Annotated in this window: 23 protein-coding genes; 3 read left to right on the forward strand and 20 right to left on the reverse strand. The window is 66.1% G+C overall.

Features of this window, described 5'->3' with window-relative positions:
• Positions 1–100 precede the first annotated feature (100 nt).
• The 10 genes from glyS to DFW101_RS03690 all read right to left on the reverse strand — a co-directional run bounded on the left by glyS (position 101) and on the right by DFW101_RS03690 (position 14,186).
• Positions 101–2,194, reverse strand: a complete 2,094-nt coding sequence (gene glyS, locus DFW101_RS03645) for a glycine--tRNA ligase subunit beta (protein ID WP_009180178.1) — start codon at positions 2,192–2,194, stop codon at positions 101–103.
• A 12-nt stretch (positions 2,195–2,206) separates the two neighbouring features.
• On the reverse strand, positions 2,207–3,082 hold the full coding sequence (glyQ, locus tag DFW101_RS03650) for a glycine--tRNA ligase subunit alpha (protein ID WP_009180179.1): 876 nt from the start codon (positions 3,080–3,082) through the stop codon (positions 2,207–2,209).
• Between the two features lie 98 nt (positions 3,083–3,180).
• On the reverse strand, positions 3,181–3,933 hold the full coding sequence (recO, locus tag DFW101_RS03655; RefSeq protein WP_009180180.1) for a DNA repair protein RecO: 753 nt from the start codon (positions 3,931–3,933) through the stop codon (positions 3,181–3,183).
• Positions 3,934–4,044: 111 nt separating this feature from the next.
• Entirely contained in the window at positions 4,045–5,409 is a 1,365-nt protein-coding gene (locus DFW101_RS03660) for a RodZ domain-containing protein (RefSeq protein WP_009180181.1), read from the reverse strand.
• A 68-nt stretch (positions 5,410–5,477) separates the two neighbouring features.
• Positions 5,478–6,470: a SurA N-terminal domain-containing protein gene (locus tag DFW101_RS03665; protein ID WP_009180182.1), complete on the reverse strand. Its 993-nt coding sequence runs from the start codon at positions 6,468–6,470 to the stop codon at positions 5,478–5,480.
• A gap of 183 nt (positions 6,471–6,653) precedes the next feature.
• On the reverse strand, positions 6,654–8,216 hold the full coding sequence (locus tag DFW101_RS03670; RefSeq protein ID WP_009180183.1) for a peptidylprolyl isomerase: 1,563 nt from the start codon (positions 8,214–8,216) through the stop codon (positions 6,654–6,656).
• Entirely contained in the window at positions 8,213–11,665 is a 3,453-nt protein-coding gene (gene mfd / locus DFW101_RS03675; protein ID WP_009180184.1) for a transcription-repair coupling factor, read from the reverse strand. Before mfd ends, DFW101_RS03670 begins: the two co-directional genes overlap by 4 nt.
• A 159-nt stretch (positions 11,666–11,824) precedes the next feature.
• Positions 11,825–12,304, reverse strand: a complete 480-nt coding sequence (locus tag DFW101_RS03680) for a chemotaxis protein CheW (protein ID WP_009108339.1) — start codon at positions 12,302–12,304, stop codon at positions 11,825–11,827.
• Positions 12,305–12,421: 117 nt separating this feature from the next.
• Positions 12,422–12,904, reverse strand: coding sequence for a MamS/MamX family magnetosome protein (locus DFW101_RS03685; protein WP_009180185.1), 483 nt, complete (start codon positions 12,902–12,904; stop codon positions 12,422–12,424).
• 82 nt (positions 12,905–12,986) lie between these two features.
• Entirely contained in the window at positions 12,987–14,186 is a 1,200-nt protein-coding gene (locus tag DFW101_RS03690) for an aminopeptidase (protein ID WP_009180186.1), read from the reverse strand.
• A 182-nt stretch (positions 14,187–14,368) separates the two neighbouring features.
• Between DFW101_RS03690 and infA the strand changes: the two genes are divergently transcribed.
• On the forward strand, positions 14,369–14,587 hold the full coding sequence (gene infA / locus DFW101_RS03695) for a translation initiation factor IF-1 (RefSeq protein ID WP_006918952.1): 219 nt from the start codon (positions 14,369–14,371) through the stop codon (positions 14,585–14,587).
• Between the two features lie 65 nt (positions 14,588–14,652).
• Here the strand turns inward: infA and DFW101_RS03700 are convergent, their stop codons facing one another.
• A complete protein-coding gene (locus tag DFW101_RS03700; protein ID WP_009180187.1) occupies positions 14,653–16,260 on the reverse strand; it encodes an MBL fold metallo-hydrolase RNA specificity domain-containing protein in 1,608 nt (535 codons plus the stop codon).
• 159 nt (positions 16,261–16,419) lie between these two features.
• Between DFW101_RS03700 and DFW101_RS03705 the strand changes: the two genes are divergently transcribed.
• Positions 16,420–17,076 (forward strand): LOG family protein, encoded by a 657-nt coding sequence (locus DFW101_RS03705; RefSeq protein WP_009180188.1) that lies wholly within the window; start codon positions 16,420–16,422, stop codon positions 17,074–17,076.
• Between the two features lie 103 nt (positions 17,077–17,179).
• Positions 17,180–17,671, forward strand: coding sequence for a GNAT family N-acetyltransferase (locus tag DFW101_RS03710; RefSeq protein ID WP_009180189.1), 492 nt, complete (start codon positions 17,180–17,182; stop codon positions 17,669–17,671).
• Between the two features lie 146 nt (positions 17,672–17,817).
• On the opposite strand, the gene DFW101_RS03715 is transcribed toward DFW101_RS03710, so the two are convergent.
• The 9 genes from DFW101_RS03715 to DFW101_RS03755 form a co-directional block, all read right to left on the reverse strand.
• A complete protein-coding gene (locus DFW101_RS03715; RefSeq protein WP_009180190.1) occupies positions 17,818–18,798 on the reverse strand; it encodes a hypothetical protein in 981 nt (326 codons plus the stop codon).
• A gap of 74 nt (positions 18,799–18,872) precedes the next feature.
• Positions 18,873–19,160 carry a hypothetical protein gene (locus DFW101_RS03720; RefSeq protein ID WP_009108346.1) on the reverse strand — a complete coding sequence of 96 codons (288 nt, stop codon included), beginning with the start codon at positions 19,158–19,160 and terminating at the stop codon, positions 18,873–18,875.
• Positions 19,161–19,232: 72 nt separating this feature from the next.
• A complete protein-coding gene (locus tag DFW101_RS03725; protein ID WP_232286139.1) occupies positions 19,233–19,814 on the reverse strand; it encodes a hypothetical protein in 582 nt (193 codons plus the stop codon).
• Positions 19,815–19,885: 71 nt separating this feature from the next.
• On the reverse strand, positions 19,886–20,422 hold the full coding sequence (locus DFW101_RS03730) for an SEL1-like repeat protein (RefSeq protein ID WP_009180192.1): 537 nt from the start codon (positions 20,420–20,422) through the stop codon (positions 19,886–19,888).
• Positions 20,423–20,484: 62 nt separating this feature from the next.
• Positions 20,485–21,474, reverse strand: coding sequence for a ketol-acid reductoisomerase (gene ilvC, locus DFW101_RS03735; RefSeq protein ID WP_009180193.1), 990 nt, complete (start codon positions 21,472–21,474; stop codon positions 20,485–20,487).
• A 13-nt stretch (positions 21,475–21,487) separates the two neighbouring features.
• On the reverse strand, positions 21,488–21,970 hold the full coding sequence (gene ilvN / locus DFW101_RS03740) for an acetolactate synthase small subunit (RefSeq protein WP_009180194.1): 483 nt from the start codon (positions 21,968–21,970) through the stop codon (positions 21,488–21,490).
• Positions 21,971–21,978: 8 nt separating this feature from the next.
• Positions 21,979–23,676: a biosynthetic-type acetolactate synthase large subunit gene (gene ilvB, locus DFW101_RS03745; RefSeq protein ID WP_009180195.1), complete on the reverse strand. Its 1,698-nt coding sequence runs from the start codon at positions 23,674–23,676 to the stop codon at positions 21,979–21,981.
• A 1-nt stretch (position 23,677) separates the two neighbouring features.
• The gene (locus tag DFW101_RS03750) at positions 23,678–23,911 is read right to left on the reverse strand and encodes a DUF465 domain-containing protein (protein ID WP_009180196.1); all 234 of its coding nucleotides are present in this window, start codon (positions 23,909–23,911) and stop codon (positions 23,678–23,680) included.
• A 24-nt stretch (positions 23,912–23,935) separates the two neighbouring features.
• Positions 23,936–24,313, reverse strand: coding sequence for a DUF167 domain-containing protein (locus DFW101_RS03755; RefSeq protein ID WP_009180197.1), 378 nt, complete (start codon positions 24,311–24,313; stop codon positions 23,936–23,938).
• Between the last annotated feature and the right edge of the window lie 112 nt (positions 24,314–24,425).

Here is a 24,425-nt window from a genome sequence, read left to right on the forward strand (position 1 = left end):
AACCGCACTGCGACCACGTGGCGTCCCTATTGGGGTGGTCCAGGAGGGGATCACCCCCTCCTGGACGCCGGAGGCATCTTTTCGCCTCCCTCCCCCGCCGCTATACCTGCAAGGCCGCGAAATCGGCCACCCGGCCGAGGCGGTCCACCAGGGATTTGAGCAGGTTCAGGCGGTTTAAGCGCACGTCCATGTCGTCGCACATGACCATGACGTTGTCGAAAAAGGCGTCCACGGTGGGGCGCAGCTCATAGAGAAGGTCGAGGACCCCGGCGTAGTCGCCGGCTTCGAATAGCGCGTCGTAGCGCGGGAAGACGTCGGCGCAGACCGCGGCCAAGTCCTTTTCGGCCTGCTCTTCCAGAAGCGCCGCCTTGACCAGGCCGGTCAACGGCTGGCCGGCGCCGACGCCCTGCTTGCGGATGATGTTGGCCGCGCGCTTGAAGGTCAGGACCGCCTGGCCGAAGTCCGGCTTGGCGGCAAAGGCGGCCAGGGCCGGGATGCGGGCGGCAAGCTCGGCGATGTCGGTGAAAGACGCCCCGGCCGCGGCCTCGACCACCAGTGTGTCAAAGCCCCGGCCCGTGAAGTAGGCCTTCAGGCGCTGGCCGAAGAAGTCGAGGAGCCTGGCCAGGATGTGGGTGCGGTCGACCTTGAACTTGACCTCGCCGTAGCCGTCGAGGGCGGCCTGCAAGAGCTCCATCAGGTTCAGGCGCAGCCCGTGCTCGATGACGATGCGGCAGATGCCAAGGGCCGCCCGGCGAAGGGCATACGGGTCGGCCGCGCCGGTCGGGGCCATGTCCAGGCCGAAGCAGCCGGCCAGGGTGTCGGCCTTGTCGGCCAGGGACAGGACCGCGCCGGCCAGCGTGGCCGGAACCGGGCTGTCCGGACCGGCCGGCAGGTACTGCTCGGCAATGGCCCGGGACACGGTCTTGGACTGGCCCTTGCGGCGGACGTAAATGCCGCCCATGATGCCTTGCAGTTCCGCGAACTCCCCGACCATGTCGGACACGAGGTCCACCTTGGCCAGTCCGCCGGCCTGGGAGGCCTCAAGCATGACTTCAGGTTTTCCGGCCTGCTCGGCCACCACGCCGCACAACCGCTCCAGGCGGCGGGCCTTGTCGCGCATGCTGCCAAGGCCGGCCAGAAAGACCACGCTTTCGAGCTTTTTCTGCCAGGTCTCAAGGTCGGTGGCCAGATCGGCCTCCCAGAAGAACCGGGCGTCTTCCAGGCGGGCGGTCAGGACCCGCTGCCAGCCCCGGCGCACCAGGTCCACGTTGCCGGGCACAAGGCCCAGTGTGGTCAGAAAGACCGGTAAGAGCCCGCCCTTCCCGTCCTCCACGGCGAAACTCTTCTGATGCGTCTCCATGCTGGTAATCAGCACCTCGCGGGGCACGTCCAGGAACTTGGGATCGAGTCGGCCGAGCAGCACCACCGGGTGCTCGGTCAGGCCCGTCACCTCGGCCAGGAGCGCCGGATTGATGACCGCCGTGCCGCCGGCCTCCCGGGCCAGGGTCTCGGCCTGGGACCGCACCAGGCTTTCTCGCTCCCGGGCGTCGAGGACCACCTTGCCCTGGTCGCGGATGATGCCGAAATAGTCCTTGGCCGCGGCCACGTCAAAAGGCCCGGGCCCCATGATGCGGTGCCCCCGGGTCCGGCGGCCGGAGACGATGCCGTCGAGTTCAAAGGGCACGACCGCGTCGCCAAGCAGGGCCAAAAACCAGTGCACCGGCCGGCCAAAGGCGAAATCGCGGCTGCCCCAGCGCATCCGTTTGGGAAAGGAAAGCTTTTTGACCGCCTCCAGACACATGCCCGGCAAAAGAGCCATGGCCGGCTCGCCGCCGGTGGTCTTGTTGAGGGCCAGGTATCGGCCCTTGCCGGTCTCCATGACAAAGACGTCGGCAACGTCCTTGCCTTGCCCCTTGGCAAAGCCCACGGCAGCGGGCGTGGGATTGCCCGAGGCGTCGAAGCCGACCCGCTCGGGCGGACCGGTCACAAGCTCCTCCTCCCGCCGCGAATCGGCAGCCAGTTCCGGGATGCTCACCACGAGACGGCGCGGCGTGGCAAAGGCGGTGACAGCGGAGGCGTCGAGCTTGGCCTGGGCCAGGGCATCGGTGAAAAGGGTCCGAACCTCGCTGGCGAGTCCGGACAGGAATCGGGCCGGCATCTCCTCGAACCCGATCTCGAACAGGAAATGGGACATGGCGTGGGTCCTTTATGCGCTTTGGGTGAGGAGCGGATAGCCCAGTTCCTTGCGCTGGGCGGCGTACAGCCGGGCCAGATTCGAGGCCAGGGCCCGCACGCGGCCGATGTAGCCGGTGCGCTCGGTGATGGAAATGGCTCCCCGGGCTTCGAGCATGTTGAAGGCGTGGGAACACTTGAGGCAGTAGTCGTAGGCCGGCCAGGGCAGGCCAAGCTCGCAAAGCCGCTTGCACTCTTTTTCGCAAGCCGCGAAATGGGCCAGGAGCATGCCGGCGTCGGATTCCTCGAAGTTGTAGCGCGAGTGCTCGTACTCGCCCCGCTGGTGGACCTGCCCGTAGGTCACGTGCTCGTTCCAGGCCAGGTCGTAGACCGATTCCTTCTGCTGCAAGTACATGCTGATGCGCTCGAGGCCGTAGGTGATCTCGACAGAGACCGGCGAAAGGTCGATGCCGCCCACCTGCTGGAAATAGGTGAACTGGGTGACTTCCATGCCGTCGAGCCAGACTTCCCAGCCAAGACCCCAGGCGCCGAGGGTGGGCGATTCCCAGTCGTCCTCGACAAAGCGGATGTCGTGGTCGGCGGCGTTGACCCCAAGGGCGGCCAGGCTTTCCAGGTAGATCTCCTGGATATTGTCCGGCGAGGGCTTGAGGATGGCCTGGAACTGGTAATAGTGCTGCAAGCGGTTGGGATTTTCCCCGTAGCGGCCGTCGGTCGGCCGGCGGGACGGCTGGACATAGGCCGCTTTCCAGGGTTCGGGGCCGATGACCCGAAAGAAGGTGGACGGGTTGAACGTTCCCGCCCCGACCTCGGAGTCGTAGGGCTGGACCACGAGGCAGCCGGATTTGGCCCAGAAGTTTTGCAGCGTCAAGATGACATCCTGAAAATACATGGTCGCTCCGATTTCAAGGTTCAACCGCCGGCCGGACCGGGCCGGCTCATTGCCGGATCAAACGAAAAAAAGCCCAACGATCCCATGGCGGCCACGTGTCAGGCCCGGACGAAGCCGCCCTGTTCCCAGGCCAGGCCCATGTGGTAGCGCACGAGCAGGTCCACGGTCCGGGAAAATTCCCGGGCCGCCGCCGGTTCGGGACGGCAGGCCGCCCAGTGGCCCGGATCCTTGGCCACGGCGGCGTCGAACAGGGCCAGGGCGCCGGACCCCAAGGGCTGGCGCACGCCCCCGTCCAGGCCGTTGCGGCAGTCCGGACAGACGATCCTGCCGGCCTCCACGTGGCATACGGCCCCCTCCCCGGCCAGGGGCGCGCCGCAGGCGGCGCATCGCGCGCACCCGGGCAACATGCCGTGCAAAAACGCCATCCTGGCTCGAAAAAGCAGCGGGAAAAGCGGCGACGGCGTGGCCGGCTCGGTCTCCAGGGCGGCGAGCATGGCCCGAAGTAACGCGTAGGCTTCGGCCGTTCCTTGGGGCCCAAGCGGCACCGCCTCGAAAAATTTCAAGCAATTGACGGCCATGCCAAGCCGCGCCGGTTCCGTACGCAACACGCGCGGCGCGTCAAGAAGCTTGGCCTCGGTCAGGCAGTGGTACCCCCGATAGCCTGACCGCCGCACCTTGAACCGGACGTGGTTGAAGGCGTCGAGGCAGCCGAGGAACCGACGGCGGCTTTTCATGCCGCCAAAGGCAAAGGCCGTGTACAGGCCGCGCACCGGCGAAAAAAGGCGCACCCAGGCGTCTATTTCCCGAAACCGCCCCACCTTGAGCACGAGCGCCTTTTCGGAAAATTCCATGCCAGCCTCGAAACGTTCTCAGATGCCGGACCAACGGGAACCCACGCCAACCCTTCGCAAGCCCCGCCGCACGGGCGGCGGCTCCCAGGCGTGCCGCAGGCTCCGCCGCCGCTAGGGGAAGCGGATGGTCTTGACCGCGCCTTTTTCAGTGACCACGGGCGTTTCCTTGCCATCGTAGCGAAAAATCACACTGCTCGGATTGCCGAGCTTGATCTCGATTTTCTCGGAAAAGGGCACGGTCAGCCGCTGGCCCTTTTTCACGTAGATTTCCTTGGACGGGCCCTTGTCCGGGTTGACGATGACCCAGCTGCCGTCCTGGCCGTAGATTTCCACTTCCTTGGCTCCCGCACCCGGGACGGCCTCCCCGCCAAGGGCCGGGGCGGTGGCGGCCGGTGCGACCGGCGTGGTCGGCACGGCCGGCGCCTGCGAAGGCGCCGGCGCCCCGGGGACGGCCTGAGCCGCTTCGTCGGGAGTCTTTTTGGCCACGAACTTCAGGGTTTTGACCGAGCCCTTGCCGGCCTGGAACGGATAGAGTTTGTTGTCGAAGCGGATCTCCACCCCCGGGGCATTGCCCAGCCGCACAAGCAGGTAATCGGCGAAACGGCCGGTGAAGGTGTCGCCTTTTTCCAGCATGGTCTCGTGCATGGTGCCGCCGTCGGCGCCGGCCTGCAGCCAGCACCGGTCGTTGGCCACGATGGTGACCGTGTGGGGGCCGTGTTCGCCCACGGTAAAGGCCTTGGCCGAGGGGGCCGGGGCGGCCGGTTCGGGCGCGACGGGAATCGCGGGGGCGGCCGGGGCGGACGGACCGCTCGTGGCGATGTCCTGGGTGGCCCGGTCTTCGGCGCTCGGCTCGGGCAGGGTCGTGGCCTCGGCCTTGGGCGCGGGCGGCGCCACCGGCGCAGGCGTTTCCGCCGCCGGGGCGGGCGTCTGGGGCGGGGGTGCCTGTTCGGCAGGCCTTGGCACGACCGGAACCGGACGGGCCGGTTCCGATTCCGAAGCCAGGGGCGGGGCGGCGGGCTTTGCCGTGGCCTGGGGCGCGGCGCTTTCCGTCTCGTCACCGGACTTGGCCAGGACATGGGCGAAGAGATACCAGCCCAGGCCGGCCACCGCCAGGAACGCCACAAGACACAGGAGCGCGGGTACCAGGGGTACCTTGGAGGCCGGCTTCACGGCGCAGCCGCAGTCGTCCTCGGGAATGTCCTTTATAAGCGACACATTGCCCACGACCGGTTCTTCGGGCTGATAGACCTGGGAGAGCCGCCGGTTGAACTCCTCCTGGTCCACTCCGAGGAGCCGGGCGTAATTTTTGATAAACCCCTTGGCATAGACCGGGTGGGGCAAAACACTTTGGTTGCCTTCCTCAATGGCCGTGAGGCAACTGCGCGTGATCTTTATCTTGTCCGACACATCCTCGATGGTGAGGCCTTGCCGCTCCCGTTCCTCACGCAAAATAGTCCCTAACTCACGCAAATCCATATCAAAAACTCCTCTGTGACCACGACGCCGGGGGCGGGAGGACCCCCACGCGGCGGGCGGACCAAGCCCTACAGCTTGATCTCGATAACCGCCTTGGACCGCAGATTATCAATGTATTCCTGAAAAAGTTTATCGAACTTCTGCTTGTAGAGCATTTCCTGGATCTGGTCCCTGGCGCCCTCGAAGGAGGGACCGCCGGCCGGCGTCGGGGCGGGCGCGGCAGGAGCCGGGGTGGAGGCCGCCCCGGTGCGCAGGACCAGCAGCACGGCCTTGCCGTCGAGCATCACCGGCGGGCTGACCTGCCCGGCGGGCACGGACTTCAAGGCGTCGCGAAGCGGCGGAGCCAGATCCTTGGCCTGCACATCGCCGAGGTCGCCGCCCTGGTCCCGGCCGGGACCGATGGAATACTTTTTGGCCGCATCGGAAAACTTCAGGGATCCGGAAGTGATCTGGGCGCGGAGGTCGTCGGCCTGCTTTTTGGTGGCCACCATGATGAAGCCGATGGTGCCGGAAACCTTGGGGCCGAGGATGGACTTGGCCGTGGGCAGCGCGCCCTTGTTCTTCTCGTAATAGTCCCGGATCTCGTCGTCGGTGACCAGGACCTTGCGGTGCACCATGAAGCCGAGCAGACGTTTTTTCACGCTGTCAAGACGCATGCGCTCGCGGAAGTCCTTGAGCGTCATGCCTTCCTTGTTGAGTTCGGCCACGAACTGCTGCTGGGTCAGGTTGTTCTTCTTTTTGATCTCATCGATCTGGGAGTCGAGTTCCGTTTCGGAAATCGAGACCTTGAGGCGGGCGGCCTCCTGTTCGATGAGTATGTCGTTGATCATGCTCTCCAGGACCTGCCGGCGCAACTCGGCGGCCTGCGGGTCGTCGGGCCGCATCGAGACGCCTTGCGTGCGCTGCAGGAGATCGGCCAGGCGCGCGTTGACGTCGAACATGGTGATGAGTTTGCCGTTGACCACGGCAACCACCTTGTCCACCAGTTGGGTGGCCCAAGCTGTGGTGGTCAGGGCGACCAGCAGGACGAGCATGAGACAGATTTTAGGGAGACGGGGCAATGTGATCCTCCGTGAGGGGCTTCCCGGGCATGACAGGACAGGCACGCCACGCCGGCATGGATGCCCCGGTGCGATGCGGCCGCTGCGACGTCCTCCTCCCAGGCTGACGCAACCGCGCATCGGGGGCCTATAAACGTTTTTACCAACCCAGGCAATCGTGGTCCCGGCCACCCGGGCGGACACTCAGGGAAATTCCAGGACCCGGCTCTCTTTTTTCCCCACCACCACTGTGGCTTCCCGGTCGCCGGCACGGTAGGCCACTTCGCTCGGGCTGCCAAGGCGCACGGTCAGCTTCCGGGAAAAGGCGATCCGGTGCGGCTGGCCCGGCTTGAGGTAGACCCGCTCCTCCTGGCCGCCGTCCACGGCAAAGCGGATCCAGCTGGCCTTGACGGCGGTGAACTCCACGGCTCCCGCCTCGTCGGAATGCACCGCTTTCGCGTCAAGCGGGAAGGCGGATGGCGGCGTAAGGGCTTGCTCCGCAGGCGGTGGCGGCGCGGCCGGTTCGTCGTTCCGGCCGGGTTCGGGCGTCGGGGCCGGGTCCTTGTCCGGGGCGGCCTCGGGCGACGGCTGCGGCGCGGCGAGGGGAGCGGCCGGTTCGGCCGCAGCCGCTGCGTCCCCGGCCGGCGGCGAGGCGGCGGCAAGGTCGGCGGCCGGCCTGACACCGGCCCCGGCCTTGTCGGCCAGGACTTTTTCCGCCTGCCCGGCGCTTTCGTCCGGGGCGTGAAGTTCTTCCCGGGCCAGGGCCAGCCCGTTTTGCGGCCGCGTTTGCGCCACAGTGGCCGCCTCCGGTCTTTCTCCGGCCAGAAGCTGTCTGTTGACCGTGATCCGGGCTCCGGCCAGGGCTTCGGCCAGCCAGGCGGCAAAAGTCTTTTCCAGTTTCCGGGCGCCCAGCTCGGCCTCGACTCGGGCATAGGCCTTGGCCGGATCGAAGACGGTTGCGGGCTCGCGAGAAAGGACCACCAGAAACCACGTCTCCGTGTCCGCTCCCAACAGGCCCGAGGCCTCGCCGGGTTTGAGGCCCTTGACCGCCTGGCGCCAGGGTTCGGCCAGATTTTTTTCCGGCACCGTGGCCTCGCGCACCGTGATGCCGTCAAGGCTTTCGAGGGAAGCGGACTGTCCGGATTTGCGCCAGGCGGTCAGGGCCGCCTGGACGGCCTCGGCTTCGCGGCCGCGCACCTCGGCCAGGCGCACCCGGGCCGGCCGGGTGAAGGCATCGATGTGTTCCTTATAATAGGCCGCGGCCTCGGAAACATCCACGCGTGCGTTTTGCCGCAGGACTTCCCGGGAAAATTTGGCCAGGGCCAGACGGTCGCCGAGGACCTCGCGCCAGCGGCCGAGGTCGATGCGCTCCTCAAGGAGCATCCGTTCGAAGGCGTCGCCGGAATCGCCGGTGGCATAGTCGGCCCGCACCTGCGCCTCGGCCGCCTCCACTTCGGCCGGCGTGACCGCGAGCCCAAGCCGGGCCAGCTCCTGGCGTACGAGCCTGGCCACGATCATGTCGGCCAATACGGCCCCGTACTCGGCCCGCAATTGCTCGACCGCGGGATTGCCGGCCTCGGGCGCGCCGAGGCGGCCAAGGCCGTGGCGCGCCTCCAGATCCGGCAGCCGGATGGGCGCGCCGTTGACCACGGCCACCACCCCGGGCTCCCTGGCCGCATCCTGCTTGCAGCCGGCGGCCAGGGCCGCCAAGGCGACGGCCAGGGCAACGGCCGTCAGCCGGCGAAACAGGATGCGGCCGTCGGTCACGACGCCCCCCCCTCTTCGCCGAGGGCGGCCAGTTCCCTGGCCCAGGCGGCCACGGCCTCTGGCAGGGGCAGGGTCTGGTCAAGGGGCAAGGCGAGGCGGCCCGGCGGCAGGAGCTTGACGCCCTGGCCCCGGCTGCCGGCAAAGGCCACCACTCGGTCCAAGGAAACGGCCGCGCCTTCGGCCTCGAAGGACACTACGAGCCGGGATGGCGCGATCTCGGCCTTCTGGGCCCCCAGGCGCGAGAGCACCTGCTTCAAGGCCAAAACGGCCCGGAAATTGTCCACTTCCGGCGGCTGGGGACCGAACCGGTCACGGATTTCGGCCATGAGTTCGGCCAGCCGCTCTTCGGTCCGGGCCGTGGACAGGGCCTTGTAGAGCCGCAGCCGATCGGAAGCCTCGGGCACGTAGCGTTCCGGGATGCGGGCCGGAATGCCAAGCGTCAGCTCCGGCTCGGTCCGCTCCTTGACCGGTTCGCCCTTGAGCCGCCCCACTTCCTCGGCCAGCATCTCCAGGAACATGTCGAGGCCGATGCGGGCGATATGCCCGGACTGGGCCTCGCCGAGGATGTTGCCGGCCCCGCGCAGGCGCAGGTCCTCCATGGCCACCTGGAACCCGGCCCCGAGGTAGTCCATGTCGAGGATGACGCGCAGGCGCTTTCGGGCCAGTTCCGGCACCTTCTCGATGCTCGGCACCACGAAATAGGCGTAGGCCTGCCGGGGCGAGCGCCCGACCCGGCCGCGCAGCTGGTAGAGCTGCCCCAGGCCGAACATGTGGGCGTTGTCCACCACAAGCGTGTTGGCCCGGGGGAAGTCCAGGCCGGACTCGATGATCGAGGTGCAGACCAGAATGTCGGTCTCGCCGTGCCAGAAGCCGTGCATGGCCTCCTCGAGCGCCGTCTCGGACATCTGGCCGTGGGCCATGGCCACCTTGGCCTCCGGGGCGAGCGTCTTGACGAAGGCGGCCACATCCTCCAGGCCCTGGACCCGGTTGTGGACCCAGAAGACCTGGCCCTGGCGTTCGAGCTCCCGGCGCAGCACTTCCTTTAAAAAGGCCTCGTCGCGTTCGACGAGGGCGGTTTCCACGGTTTTTCTCTCGGCCGGCGGGGTCTCAATAACCGAAAGGCCCCGCACGCCGGAAAGGGACAGTTGCAGGGTGCGCGGGATGGGCGTGGCGGTCAGGGTCAGGGCATCGATGTTCTTTTTGAAGGCCTTGAGGCGTTCCTTGTGCTTGACCCCGAACCGCTGCTCCTCATCCAGAATGAGAAGCCCGATGTTGGGAATGGTCACGTCGGCGGAGAGGATGCGGTGGGTGCCGATCAGGATGTCCACCTCGCCGCGGGCGACCGACTCCAGCACCACCTTGCGGCGCTTGGGCGACACGAAGCGCGAGAGCATCTCCACCCGGACCGGGAAACCCTCCAGGCGGGCCGCGAAATTTTGGTAGTGCTGCTCGGCCAGGACCGTGGTCGGACAGAGCATGGCCACCTGCTTGCCGTCGAGCACGGCCCGGAAGGCGGCCCTCAGGGCCACCTCGGTCTTGCCGAAGCCGACGTCGCCGCAGACGAGCCGGTCCATGGGCTCGGGCCGCTCCATGTCGGCCAGCACCTCGGCGATGGCCTTTTCCTGGTCCGGGGTCTCCTCGAAGCCGAAGGTGGCCTCGAATTCGAGGTAGAGCTCGTTGGTCGGACCGTAGGCATAGCCCTTGGCCACCTGTCGGTAGGCGTACATCTCGACCAGGTCGGCGGCGATGCGTTCGATGGCCTTCTTGGCCCGTTCGCGCACGGACTTCCACCGGGCCCCGCCCAGGCGGTCAAGCGGGGGCGAGATGCCTTCGGGACCCTTGTAGCGCTGCATGAGCCCCAGCCGGTCGGCCGGAAGATAGAGCTTGTCGTCGTCGGCGAAGACCAGGAGCAGGTAATCGCCGCCGGTGGCGTCCACGGTCATGCGAGTAAGCCCCTCGAAGGTGGCCACGCCGTAGTCGCGGTGGACGATCAGATCGCCGGGACGGATGTCGTCAAAGGAGGTCAGGCCCTTGAAATCCTTGTCCCTCCGCCCTTCCCCGCCCGCGCCCGAAGCCTCGGGGTGGAGAATGTCCTCGGGCAGGATCCGGGTGTCGCGCCAGGCAAGCTCCATGCCGTGGCGAAGGCCCGAGAGCAGGGCGTAGAGGCCGGGTTCGCCCGGGCTGTAGCCGGTGCGAAAGGCCAGTCCCTCGGGCTCGATCATCTGGAGGAACTTCTTGCGGGACCGTTCGCCGTGAAAGGACAGGATGGTCTGGCCGTGGCCGTTCCATTCCTTGAGGGCCGCGGTCAGGGTGGTCCAGGGCCGCTTGTCCGAGCCGGGTTTCCAGAAAAGATCCCCGAACCGCTCCAGGGTCTTTTCCGACAGGTCCGGACCGTGGCGTCCCCGGCCCATGACCAGGTCTTCGAAAAGGATGCGCCGGCCGGCTACCAGGGCCTTTCGAGCCATGTTCTCGGGCCAGAGAATCCGGGAGGTCGGCCAGGGGTGGCCCCGCTCCTTGGTCTCGGCCTCGAAAAACCGCCGCCAGGCGTGCTCCACCTCTTCCAGGCGCTCCTTGACCTTGGTCGCGTCGCACACGATCCAGGCGGCGTCCTCGGGGAACCAGGCCGACAGTTCCACCGGCCGTTCGTAGAAGAGTCCGGGCCAGATGCCGCCGTCGGCGGCTGCGACCGCCGCCTCCAGGTGGCTTTTGGCCGCGCGGTGCAGTTCGCCCGTGCCGGCGATGGTCTCCCACAGGGAAGCGGCCTCTTCCTTGAAGGTCTCGGACAGGACGGCCGGCGCGGCTGGCACGAAGACGGCTTCCGAAAGCTCGGCCAGGGACCGCTGGGACCCGGCGTCGAACCGGCGGATCGCTTCCACGGTGTCGCCGAAAAATTCCAGGCGCAGGGGATTTTCATAGCCCGGGGGGAAGATGTCCAGAATGTCGCCGCGAAGGGAGAATTCGCCCGGGTTCGTGACCATGGGCGTGCGCTTGTAGCCCCACAAGACGGCCTGCTCGGCAATGAGGTCCCGGGGCAGCTCCTCGCCCACGGCCACGGTCAGGATATTGCCTTCGAGGGCCCGGGGCGGCGGCCACTTGGGCAGGAGGTTGTCGGCCGTGAAAAGAAGGATGCGCGGTCCGCTGCCCATGGCGGCGTAGGCCAGAAAGGCCATGCGTCTGGCCCAGAACGCGCCGCTTGGCCGGCCCGGGGCGTAGGACGGCAGGGCCATGTAGGGCGCGGCCCACAGCGACCCGGGCGAGGCCGGGGCCACGAGGTCAAGGAGCGAGGCGATTTTGGCCAGTTCGGTATGGCCCGGGGTCACCACCACGGCGGACTGGCCACGGCCGAGCGCCTCGGCGGCCAAAAACGCCAAGGTGGCTGGTCCGCTTTTGTAGACCGAGGCGGAATCCGGGCTGGCCAGGAGATCGGAAAGGGAGGGAGTGCGGGACAAGGCATGCCTCTTGAAAAAAAACACGGGATGGCCGCCGCCACGGGTGTGGCGGCGGCCGGGAATGCGAAAGAGCAAAACGGACGGGCCGAAACGACGGCCACGGCACTCTTCGTGCGCGCAAACCGTCGGCCGCCCGCAAAAAACGTCTCGCGAAAAAGCCTAGAAAGAAGTGCCGAGCATGTCGCGTTCTTCGCCGGACAAAAGCTTGTTGAGGTCAAGGAGGATCAGCAGCCGGTCCTCGAGCTTGCCCACACCGCTTATGTACTCCGATTCCAGCCCCGACACGACCGGTGGTGGCGGTTCCACCGTGCTGGCGGGTATGCGCAGCACCTCGGAGACGGAATCGACCACAAAGCCGACGATCATATTGTTGATTTCAATGACGATAATCCGGGTATGCTTGTCGTGGTCCCGGGTGGACAGCCCGAACCGGCGACGCAGGTCGATGATGGGTATGACCTTGCCCCGCAGGTTGATCACGCCTTCGACAAATTCCGGGGCGCGCGGGACCTTGGTGATATCCATCATGCGGATGATCTCCTGCACGCTCAGGATATCGACACCGAACTCTTCCTCGCCAATGCTGAACGTGACGAGTTGGAGCAGTTCGGCGTCCTGTTTTTTGAGGGTCTCCTCCATGCGGCAAGCTCCCGTTTTGATGTGACCGCGAAATCCGCGGCGATACGTCCCGCTTTTCGACTATCTAGCCGAATTTCCCCGGGTTCGGCAAGGGCGCCGCTCCGGAAAGGCCGAAAACTACTCTCCCGAGGCTTCGCGCTGGCGTTCCTCGGGCGTCATGCTCCAATAGGGAAACCCGTCCCTGGTGCGCCGGACCTTGAGCTCGCTGTCCTCGCCCTTTTTCACTTTGACGGCGAAAAGGACGTCATGGCCGTCGAACTCGACCCAGGCGCCGGCCACCTTGACCTGGTCGCCCTCCTTGAGGCCGATGGCTCCCAGGTCCACGAATTCCTTGGGCCCGACATGCACGATCTCGACGGATTTGTCCTTTTTGTCCTCGATCTGGAGGGCCACGCCCGGGGCCATGCCCGGAATCGGCGTCACATCCACGATTTTGAGGACCCGCCCCTTGAGGGAATCGGCTTCCTTGGGGTCGAACATCCGATCGTACTCCCCGCCTTTTTCCCATCCCTTAATGTTGGGATTGGCCTTGGCGGCGGCGAGAGCCGTGCCCGGCAGGCACAATGCGGTCAAAAAGAGCGACAAGACAAGCGCACGCATGGCTATCTCCTTGCCGGCCATCGATATTGGCCGGCCATTTCGCATCGGGGCACCGCCGCGATACGGTTCCTTGCGGCCTGCGTCAATAGAGGAACTGGCCGTTTTCGTAAACCGTGGCCTCGTGGCCGTCGGCCAGGCGGGCCCGCACCCGTTTGGGTTCGGTATTGACCAGATCCCAGTGGAGGGCCGAATCGTTGAATCCCAGCTCCTCCTTGCGCGGCCCGTCAAGCCCGGCCGGATCGCCGTCAAAGGTGTCGGAGTAGGAGCTTCCCACGGCCACATGGCAGTTTCCGTGCGGCCCGCCGAAATTCTCGTCATAGAGCGTATTGGCCATGAACCGGTCGATCATGGAGAACCGCTTGTCGGTCAGGGAGAATTCGCCCAGGCGCGAGGCGCCCGGGTCCATGGCCAGCTGCTTGCGCACGAATTCCTCGCCCTGCTCGGCCGCGATGTCCGTCACCACGCCGTCCTTGAAGGTCAGGCGCACGCCCCGCACGTAGTTGCCGCTGCGGTACGACGGCTGGTCCGCGTAGTAGCGGCCGGAGGTGCCGCGCCAGTCAGGCGAGGTGAAGATCTCGAAGCTCGGGATGTTGTGGCCGGAAAGCCCAAGCCAGCGGCGATGCCGGCCGGGGGTGACCGTCAGGTCCACGTTGTCGGACTCGACGCGAAGGGAGACGGCCTTGATCGAGTTGAGCCAGGCCTTGATCTCCCGGGCTTCCTCGTAAAGCGTGCGCCATCGGGCCACGGGATCGGCATCCTTGAGGAAACAGGCGGCCGTGACCTGGGCGGCATATTCCCGGCCGGTCATGCCGGCCTTGGCGGCCAGTTCCTTGGTGGGATAGAGGCACAGGGTCCAGCCGAATTCGCCTTTCTCCTCCCGGCGGACCAGAATGTCGCGCAGGGGCTTTCTGGCCAGGGCGGCGGTGGCGATCCGCTTGGGGTCGATGCCGCTTAAGTGCGTCAGGCTGTCCGGGGCGAGCAGATGCATGGCGCCGTGGACGTTTTCGTGGAGCACGGCCTGACCGGGCGTCTGGAAGACGAGCTGGGCCTCGTCGGCGGAGCCGTAAAAGGCGGTTTCCATGGACGGAGTCAGGGTCAGGCGCGGCACGGGATTGAGTCCCCGGGCCAGGAGCTTGGCGTAGACCGCCTCGGCCAGGCCCAGGGCGGCCAGATCGAATTGGACGAGCACGACGTCCCCGGGCTTGTAGGGTTCCACCCGCGAGGTGGTTAGGCCCCACAACAGGACATCGGCATATTTGTCGAGTTGGGTGCGTGTCAGCACGGCAATTTCCTTTTTCACGGGGATATAGCGTGAAAGACATACCGGCGGCAAGGCCAGGTCCGTAGCGGCGGGTTGTGCGCCAACCCTTGCCATCTGCTTAAAAAACGACTACCTTACAACGTTCACGACATCGCGACCAGGGCGTCGCCGCCTGCGGGCGTGTCGTCAGGAGGATACCGTTTATGGCCAAAGAAGGCGCCATCGAGGTTGACGGTGTGGTGCAGGAAGCCCTGCCCAACGCCATGTTCCGTGTGGAGCTCGAAAACGGGCACGAAGTGCTGGCCCATATTTCCGGCAAAATGCGCAAGTTCTACATCCGCATCCTGCCCGGCGACCGGGTCAAGGTCGAGCTGTCGCCCTATGATCTGACCCGCGGCCGCATCACCTACCGCCTGAAGTAAGGCCGCCCGCCGCAGAAACGGGCGGCGCGGCCCGGAGAAGCCCCCAGGCCGCGCCGGCTCCCGGCTCACATCTCCGAGAGCAGCTCCAGCAGTTCCGCGTCCACGGCCACAAGCCGCTGGCGGAGTTCCGCCTGTTCTTCGGTCGGACGGCGGGTGAGCGCTTCCTTGCGCTCCCGCATCCGGGCCAGGCGGCCTTCCATCTCGGCCAGAAGGACCTCCCAGTCGATGCGCGGCCGGGCCTTGGCCTCGTCGATGGAAACCAGCGGCTCGGCGCCGGGCGTCAGGGTATATTCCTCCAGATACTGGGGGATGCGGACCGTCAGGCCAAACCGTTCCCGCACCAGCCCGGCCAGGGTGGTGAGCGCCTTCTGCTCGCCGTGGACCAGGAAGACCTGCGGGTGGTTGACCTTGAAATGCGAAAGCCAGGTGAGGATCTGGCTCTGCCCGGCGTGGGAGGAAAACCCGCCGATGGTGAAGATTTTCGCGTTGACGGCCACCTCCTCGCCGAGAATCCGAATGGTTTTGGCCCCGTCCACGATCTTGCGGCCGGGCGTGCCCATGGCCTGGAATCCCACGAAGACGATGCTCGCATCCTGGCGCCAGAGATTGTGGCGCAGGTGGTGCTTGACCCGGCCGGCGTTGCACATGCCGCTGGCCGAGATGACGATGGCCGGGCCCTTTAGGGTATTGATCTCCCGGGACTGGTCGGTGGTCTGGGTGAAGCGCAGGTTCGGCAGGGACAGCGGATCCTCGCCCCGGTCGAAAAGAACCCGGGTCTCGTCGTCGAGGTAGTCCGGGTTTCGCTTGAATATTTCCGTGGCCTTGGTGGCCAGCGGGCTGTCCACGAAGACCGGCAGGTCGGCCGGGATCTTGCCTTCCTTCGAGAGCAGGTGCAGGCAAAAAAGGATCTCCTGGGTCCGCTCCACGGCAAAGGCCGGGATGATGACCTTGCCGCCGCGTTCGTAGCTGTAGGCGATGGCCTCGGCCAGCTCCCGGCGGCTCTGGGATTCGTCTTTGTGGTCCCGGTCGCCGTAGGTGCCCTCCAGGAAGAGGTAGTCCGCGTCCACGGGCTTGTCGGGGTTGTTGACCAGGAGCTGGTCGGGCCGGCCGAGGTCGCCGGAAAAGAGCATGCGGGTGCGGGCACCGTCTTTTTCCAGCGTCAGCTCGATGAAGGCCGAACCCAGGATATGCCCGGCGTTGTGGTAGACGGCGGTCACGCCCGGAGCCGGGGAAAAGGCCTGGCCGTAGGGTATGGCCACGAGCCTGTCCACGGTTGCGGCCGCGTCGGCCCGGGTGTAGAGGGCCTCGACCATCCGGCCGCCGTGGCGGCGGCTTTTGCGGCTGGCCCACTCGGCTTCCATTTCCTGGATGTGGGCGCTGTCCTCGAGCATGATGCCAAGCAGGTCCCGGGTCGGCGGAGTGCAGTAGATCTTTCCGGAAAATCCGGTTTTGACCATGCGGGGCAGCAGCCCGGAATGGTCGATATGGGCGTGGGTGATCAGGAAAAAGTCCATTTCTCTTGGGACATAGACGGCCGTGTCCAGGTTGCGGCGCTCGATGGGCTCGCTGCCCTGGTGCATGCCGCAGTCGATGGCGAAGCGGGCGGAGTCTGTTTCGATCACATGGCAGGAGCCGGTGACGGTGCCGGCCGCGCCGAGGAACTTGACCTTCATGAAGCCTCCGAGGTGTGGGCCGGACGGCCGGCCGCGTCTTGATAAGAAACGCCCTACCGGGCAAGATCAAAGGGCTTGGGCGCTTGGCGGAAGTCGGCATGTATCCCGTTTGGCCGCCGCTGAAAAGGGCCGTGCCCGGTTCCCGGCGAAGGAGACTCCATGAGCGCCTCGCGACAGTATCTCATCGACGACCTGTCCGTCACCGAATCCTGGCGGCTTTTCCGGATCATGGCCGAAATCGTCGATGGTTTCGAGGAACTCGGGGGCATCAATCCGGCCGTGTCCATTTTCGGCTCGGCCCGGGTGCCGGCCGCGGACCCGCTCTACCAGGACACGGCAAGGCTGGCCGAACTGCTCTGCAAGGCCGGCTATTCGGTCATCACCGGCGGCGGGCCGGGGCTCATGGAAGCGGCCAACAAGGGCGCGGCCGAGGCCGGCGGACAGTCCATCGGCCTGCACATCCACCTGCCCCTCGAGCAAAAGCCCAACCCGTACCTGACCATCCGAAGCGAATACCGGTATTTTTTCATTCGAAAGCTCATGTTCGTCAAATACGCCATGGCGTATATCGCCATGCCGGGCGGTTTCGGCACCCTGGACGAGGTGTCGGAGGCCCTGGTCCTCATCCAGACCCGGCGCATCAAGCCCTTTCCGATCGTCTTTCTCGGCTCGGCTTTCTGGGGCGGGCTCATCGACTGGTTCAAGGGGACGTTGCTCGAACGGGGCTTTGTCTCGCCCGATGACATGGAGCTCATTACGGTTGTGGATACGGCCGAGGAGGCGGTGGCCTTCATCCGCCGCCACGTCATCATCTAGTGCCGCGTTCTCGAAATTCGTGCATACGAATTTTTGAGAATAACATGGTAAAGTTCTTATTTTTTAGCCAACGCCACACGAGCGCGCAAAGGAGCGACGCCGCATGCAGACGACCTCCCCGCCAAGCCTTTCCCGCCAGGCCTCGAATATCGCCCCGGCCACGGACATGGCCGTGGTCCGGGTCCTTTTCCAGGAATACGCCACGGGACTCGGTTTCGACCTGTGCTTTCAGAATTTCGACCAGGAGCTGGCCGACCTGCCCGGCTGCTACGCCCTGCCGGCCGGCGGCATCTGGCTGGCCTGGCACGACGGCATGCCGGCCGGGTGCGTGGCCCTGCGGCCGCTCGGGGACGGGCGGTGCGAGATGAAGCGGCTTTACGTCCGCCCGGCCTATGCCGGCCAGGGGCTCGGCCGGGCCCTGGCCGAGGCGGCCGTGGCCGGGGCCCGGGAGCGCGGCTACCGGGCTGTGCGGCTCGACACTCTGGCGAGCATGACCGCTGCCAACGCGCTGTATAAAAAGCTCGGGTTCCGCCCTATCGAGCCTTACCGCGAGAATCCGCTGGCCGGGGCTCTTTATTACGAACTGGCGCTCTAGTTTTTCCCGCCGCGATTCTGGTCCGCCGGGTCCGGAAACTGGCCCGGGTCGGAGAACCGAGCCCGGCCGGGCCTTCCCGGGGACGGTTTCCGGCGACAAGTGCTTGTCGTCCTCCCCGCCGGCCAGGGCCCGGGCGGTCCCCTCCCCTACCACCGCCGGCCGAGGGCCTCCCGCCACGGCGGACTGACAAGCGCTCGAAACGGCCCCCCCACCTGCCCGGCCGGCATCCGCACCCCGGCCAGCTCCACATCGCGCATGTAGAAAAGCCGAAGCGGCTTTTCCGCCTCCCCGCCGGCGAATCCGTTTGCCGGGGTCAGCCGCAGCCACGACCGCCCTTCCCGGTCCGAGGCCCAGACCGCTTCGGGCAGAAAGGCCGTGGGCGCCAGGCGTGGCCCAAGGGCCGCGTACAGGGCCGCGCAGATGGCCGGAAACGGCTCCTTGTAGAGGCGCCGACCCGAGGCGGGCAGGGTTTCGTTGGTGACGCAGGCGATCGGGTCTTGGGGAAGGTCGACATAGACGGCGGGTCGGGTCGCATCCCCGGTCACCACCCGGCCGACGCCCAGGGCGGTGAGAAGCGCATGGGCGCGCCCAGCCACCTGGGGCAGGTGCTCGATGCCGACCAGGTCCGGAGTATCGTGCCCCCTGCGCCTGGCGAGCAGGTACTGGCCAAGGAGCAGGATGCCGGTGCCGGCTCCGAGGTCGAGGCCGACGAACCGCTCTCTTGCGGCCGGCACCGGTCGAGCCAGCAGGGCGGTGAGCAAATGGGCCGTTTTGGGCAGGTCGAGGAGCATCTGCAAGGCAAAGCCGTGGTGCAGGAGCAGGCGGCGCAGGCCGTCCTGGCCTGCGAGGCTCCGCGTCCCGCCCCGGCGGCGCACGAACTGGCCGGCCAGACGTGTGGCCTCCTCAAGGGTTACCGCATCGCCAAGCCGTTCGGGATGGACATAGTTGAAGCAATACTTGAGGCACAGACTGAAAAGCCCCGGCCCGTCCACGGGCACGTCCGGGCGGCACAGCCGGGCCACCAGCGAAAAGAGCGAACCCGGCACGTAGTCTTCGGGCGACATGACCGGCCCGGCCGGCGGGTCGCGCTCCAAGAGCCGCAGGGACAGGGCTTTGAGGTCATCCATGACGGCCCTATGGGGACCGGTTCGGCCGGCCGGACCGCCGCCTGGCGTGGGGAATGGGCACAGCGGGTCCGGGGCTAGAACTGGTACAGGGCGTCGAAGCAGGTAAAGGTGTCGGTGACGCCGTTTTGGTAGCAGATCTGGGCCGCGTCATCGATGTACCGGACATCGTCCATGGGAATGGCCTGCCGGCTGCCCGCGATCCACATCCGGTACACGCCTTTTTTCGTGTCCAGGACCAGGGGCGGATCGGCGTAAAAGTATTTGCCGTCGTTGAGTTCGACATAATAGGTGTGCCGGGCACAGCCTCCAAGGGAGGCGCCGGCCAGGGCAAGAAGGACGAGAACCAGGAAAGCGGCGCGCATGGAGACCTCCCGCGCCCGGACCGGGCGCGCCTTGGGGTGTTGTGTGCAGGGCATCGTGGCCGGTCCAGGCGGCTAGGGCCGGACGGGCTGGCGGGTTTCGCCGCCGGCCGGGGCCTCGAACAGGGTTGCGGCCTGGCGAAACGAGGCGGCGGCGGCCTCGATGTCCTTTCGGGCCTGGGCCAATTCCACCGAAACGGGCAGATCGCCCACGTTTTTCTCCACCAGTCCCATCCACTGGAGTTCCTTTTCCAGCTTTCCGGCAATGACGCCCAGGCCGTTTTTGAGCAGTCCCCCCACCCGCGTCACATCCGTGGCGCAAGACGGATCGAGCAGGTCGTAGACATAGACCATGTCCCCGGCGTTCAGAAAGAGTTCCCAGCAGGCGGACAGGGAGGCGCGAAGGGCCAGGACGTCCTTGATCCGCTCGGTGTTGCCCTCTTTGCTCAGGGAGGCGTAGTAGTCCGTGACCTTCAGCAGATGGTCGTAGATCTTGGCGCTTTGGCTGGCAAAGGCGGCGTTGAAGGACCGGGTGTCGGCCTTGGCGGCCAGGGCCGGCCCGACGGCCAGGGCCAGAAGCAGGGCCATGGCGCAACACGCTGTCCCGGCCAGGCGAAGCCAAGCCTGAAAGGGCCGGATCAGGTCGGCTGTCCCCATTTTTTGGAGCGCGCGTGTGCGCAAGGGCCGGAAAATATGCATGGGCGCGTGCCGGACGTCTGGGCCGGTGACTACCGGGTCGTTGCCGGGAGGCCGGCGGCGTCGAGCGGCGCCAGGGCGGCCCGGGCCTGGAGGGAGGCGATCTGGGCGGCGGTCAGACGTTTGGCGCAGGCATTTCTGAGCTTGACGGCCCGCTGCCGGTATTTTTCGGGGAGCGAGGATGCGGCCGCGGCCAGGGAGGCATAATAGTAGGCGTTCTCGTCACTTATCGGCACACCGGCATAGCCCCGGCTGTAGACGTCGGCCAGGACGTAGCGGGCGTAGCCAAAGGCGAAGTCGGAGGACAGTACGAGCCAGGCAAGGCCCTGGCGGAAATCCTGGGCGACACGGGTGCCGTTCAGATAGGCCACCCCGACCTCGCAGGCGGCGCTGGCATCGCCGGCTTGGGCCCGGGCCACGAGATCCTCGAAGGTGGCGGCCGAAGCGGCGGCTTCCTCGGGATCAGGCGGCAGGGCCTCGGCCTGAACCCGGGACGCGGCGCACAGGAGGAAAATGGCGGCCACAGGCCCCAGGCAGAGGATCGACAACGTCCGGGAGCGCACGGGCATGGGGATTGCTCCTTGAAAAACGGCCGCGCCTGTTGGCGCGGCCGCGTCAGGGCGTCTGGTGTCTATTTCTTGAGCCAGCTCATCATGTCGCGCAGCTTCGCCCCCACCTTCTCGATGGGATGCTCGGCGTTGATGCGGCGCATGGACAGGAAGTGGGCCCGGCCGGACATGTTCTCCACAATGAATTCCTTGGCAAAGGTGCCTTCCTGGATTTCTTTGAGGATCTTTTTCATTTCCTTACGGGTCTCGTCGGTCACCACGCGCGGGCCGCGCGAGTAGTCGCCGTACTCGGCCGTGTCGCTGATGGAATAGCGCATGCGCGACAGGCCGCCCTCGTACATGAGGTCAACGATGAGTTTCAGTTCGTGCAGGCACTCGAAGTAAGCGATCTCGGGCTGGTACCCCGCCTCGCACAGGGTCTCGAATCCGGCCTTGACCAGCTCGGAAGCGCCGCCGCACAGGACCGCCTGCTCGCCGAAAAGATCGGTCTCGGTCTCTTCCTTGAAGGTGGTGGTCAAAACGCCGCCGCGCGTGCCGCCGATGCCCTTGGCATAGGCGAGCGCCAGTTCCATGGCCTTGCCCGTGGCGTTCTGGTGCACCGCGATCAGGTTCGGCACGCCGGCCCCTTCGGTGTAGACCCGGCGCACGAGGTGGCCGGGGCCCTTGGGCGCGACCATGGTCACGTCCACGTCGGCCGGGGGCACGATCTGCTGGAAGTGGATGTTGAACCCGTGGGCGAACATGAGCATCTTGCCGGGCTTGAGGTTCGGCAGGACGTCTTTTTCGTAAAGGGCCTTCTGGTGCTGGTCCGGCACCAGGATCATGATGATGTCGGCGGCGGCCGAGGCTTCGGCGGCGCTCATGGGCGTGAAGCCGTTCTCCTTGGCCAGCTGCCAGTTGGGACCGCCGGGACGCTGGCCGATGACCACCTTGACGCCCGAATCGCGCAGGTTCTGGGCATGGGCGTGGCCCTGGCTGCCGTAGCCGAGGACGGCCACGGTTTTATCAGCCAAAAGGGAAAGATCGGCGTCCTGGTCGTAATAGATTTTCATCACAGCTCCTTTTTTATTCCTGCATGCCGCGTCGCATGGCGACCGAGCCTGTGCGGGCGACTTCCTTGATGCCGAACCGTTGCAGCAAGCTTATGAGCGCGGTCAGCTTGTCCTGGGTGCCGGTGACTTCGAGCACGAGCTCATCCAAGCTCACGTCCACCACCTTGCACCGGAAAATGTCGACGATACGGAGCACTTCGGCCCGTTTTCCGCCTTCCGCGTCCACCCGCAGGAGCATCATCTCGCGCTCCACGGATTTGACGCCGGTCAGGTCCACCACCTTGAGCGTGGTCACGAGCTTTCGCAGCTGCTTGACGATCTGTTCGATGATGGCCTCGTCGCCCTCGGTGGTGATGGTCATCATGGACAGGCCCTCGGTCAGGGTCGGGGCCACGTTCAAGGTTTCGATGTTGTACCCCCGGCCGCTGAAAAGGCCGGCCACCCTGGAGAGCACCCCGGGCTCGTCCTCGACCAGTATGGAGAGTATGTGGCGCATGGGGGCTCCTAGACGAGGATCATCTCGGTTATGGACTTGCCGGCCGGGACCATGGGCGCGACGTTTTCCTCGCGGTCAATGACCACATCCACAATGACGGTCTTTGGCAGGGCAAAGGCCTCGGCGAGGACCGATTCCACTTGCCCTGGGTCGGTCACCCGGAAGCCGGCCGCGCCGTAGGCCTCGGCCAGTTTGACGAAGTCCGGGGCCACGTCCAGGCAGGTGGCGCAGTAGTTCTTCTCGTAGAAGAGTTCCTGCCACTGGCGGACCATGCCAAGGTAGCCGTTGTTTAGGATCACGATCTTGACGGGCAGGCCGTAGCACACGGCCGTGGCCAGCTCCTGGATGCACATCTGGATGGAGCCGTCGCCGGCCACGTCGATGACGAGCCGGTCCGGAAAGGCCATCTGCGCCCCGATGGCCGCGGGAAAGCCGAAGCCCATGGTGCCAAGGCCGCCGGAACTGATGAACGAGCGGGGCCGGACGAACTGGTAGAACTGGGCCGCCCACATCTGGTTCTGGCCGACCTCGGTGGTGATGATGGCCTCGCCCTTGGTCAGGCGGGAGATGACCTCCACCACGTACTGAGGTTTGATCTTGTCCGTGTCCGAGGCGTAGGTCAGCGGCTTTTCCTCTTGCCAGGCCGTCACCTGCGAAAGCCACGGCGCATGGCGCTTCGGGAAGGATTCCGTCCCTTCCGCGAGGACCGGCTCCAGGGTCTGGCGCAGGGCCGTCAGGAACTTCTGGCAGTCGGCCACCACCGGAATGTGCACGTGCACGTTTTTCTGGATGGAGGTGGGGTCGATGTCGATGTGCACGATCTTGGCGTTCTTGGCGAATTCGCTGATCTTGCCCGTGACGCGGTCGTCAAAGCGGCAGCCGATGGCCAGGATCAGGTCGGCGTGGCTGATGGCCATGTTGGCGGCGTAGGTGCCGTGCATGCCGAGCATGCCGAGCCAGAGGGGATCGTCGGCCGGGAAGCAGCCAAGGGCCATGAGGGTGGCCGTGACCGGGATGCCGCAGGACCGGGCCAGCCAGGCCAGATCCGCGCTCGCGCCCGAGGCGATGACCCCGCCGCCGGCGTAGATGATGGGCTTTTTGGCCCGGCGCACCACCTCCGCCACCTTGACCACCTGCTTGGGGTTGGGCGTGTAGGTGGGATTGTAGCTGCGCATCTTGATATCTTTGGGGTAGTTGTACTCGCAAACAGCCCGCTGCACGTCCTTGGGCAGGTCGATCAGCACCGGTCCCGGCCGGCCGGTGGAGGCCAGGTAAAAAGCCTCCTTGATGACCCGGGCCAGGTCCCGCACGTCTTTGACCAGGTAATTGTGCTTGGTGCAGGAGCGCGTGATGCCGACGATGTCGACTTCCTGGAAGGCGTCGTTGCCGATGAGCGGCGTCGGCACCTGGCCGGTGATGACGACCACCGGCACGGAATCCATGTAGGCTGTGGCGATGCCGGTTACGGCATTGGTGGCTCCGGGGCCCGAGGTCACCAGACAGACGCCTACCCTGCCCGTGGCCCGGGCATACCCGTCCGCAGCGTGGATGGCTCCCTGCTCATGGCGCGCCAGCACGTGTCGCAGGGGATACTTCGGCAGCTGGTCGTAGATATCGATGACCGCACCTCCGGGGAAGCCGAACACGACTTCCACATCCTCGCGGCGCAAGGATTCCAGAAGGATCTGGGCCCCGGTGAGTTCCATGCTATTGGTCCTCCGCCTTGCGGTATTTCATCAGGAGCGTTTCGATGCGGGTCTTTCCGGACAGCTTCTTTTTCTTGATTTCCTTCAGTTCCGTCTCTTCCGAAGGGGTCAGGAAGGGTTTCCCTTCCATCTTGTCCAGAATCTTTTCAAACGCGACATGCTCCTCGTACAGACTCTTCAGTTCGGGGTCTGCCTCAGCGTACTTGCCAATGAGCTCCAGATCGCGTTGGTCCATGGCGAAGACTCCTTGTTGACGGTTCTAGTCACATCCCGATCCGGTCACGGCGGACCAGTCGGGTTCGGACTCGGCGGAAATGCGCAAGGTCTTTTTCCGGGACTTCTCCCCGGACACAATGGCCACCTGCCGGGGCCGAAGCCCCAGGCAGCCGGCCAGAAAGACGGTCAATCCGGCGTTGGCCTGCCCTTCCACGGCCTTGGCCCGCAGCCGCACCCGCAGCCGGCCTTCGGCCAGCCCGGCCAGGGTGTCCCGGCTTCCCCCGGGAGTTACCACCACCCGGAGCGTCCAGACGCCCGGTCCGTCGGCTGTCGCGAAAACGGGCAGTCCGGCCTTGGCTTCGGCCACCGCGCCGGATGGGCGCCTCTTTCCCGGCCCTGTCGGGCGGCCGCTTTTTGCCACGCCGGCCTCCTGTGCCCAGACGGCCCGGTCGGCCGCCTGTCTCAAAACAGCCGACGCCCGCCCCGCCGTCCCTGCCGGCCAGCGGTTCCCGTCGTCCGGGCGGCACCCGGGC

Source organism: Solidesulfovibrio carbinoliphilus subsp. oakridgensis (genome assembly GCF_000177215.2).
Taxonomy (GTDB): Bacteria; Desulfobacterota; Desulfovibrionia; order Desulfovibrionales; family Desulfovibrionaceae; genus Solidesulfovibrio; species Solidesulfovibrio carbinoliphilus.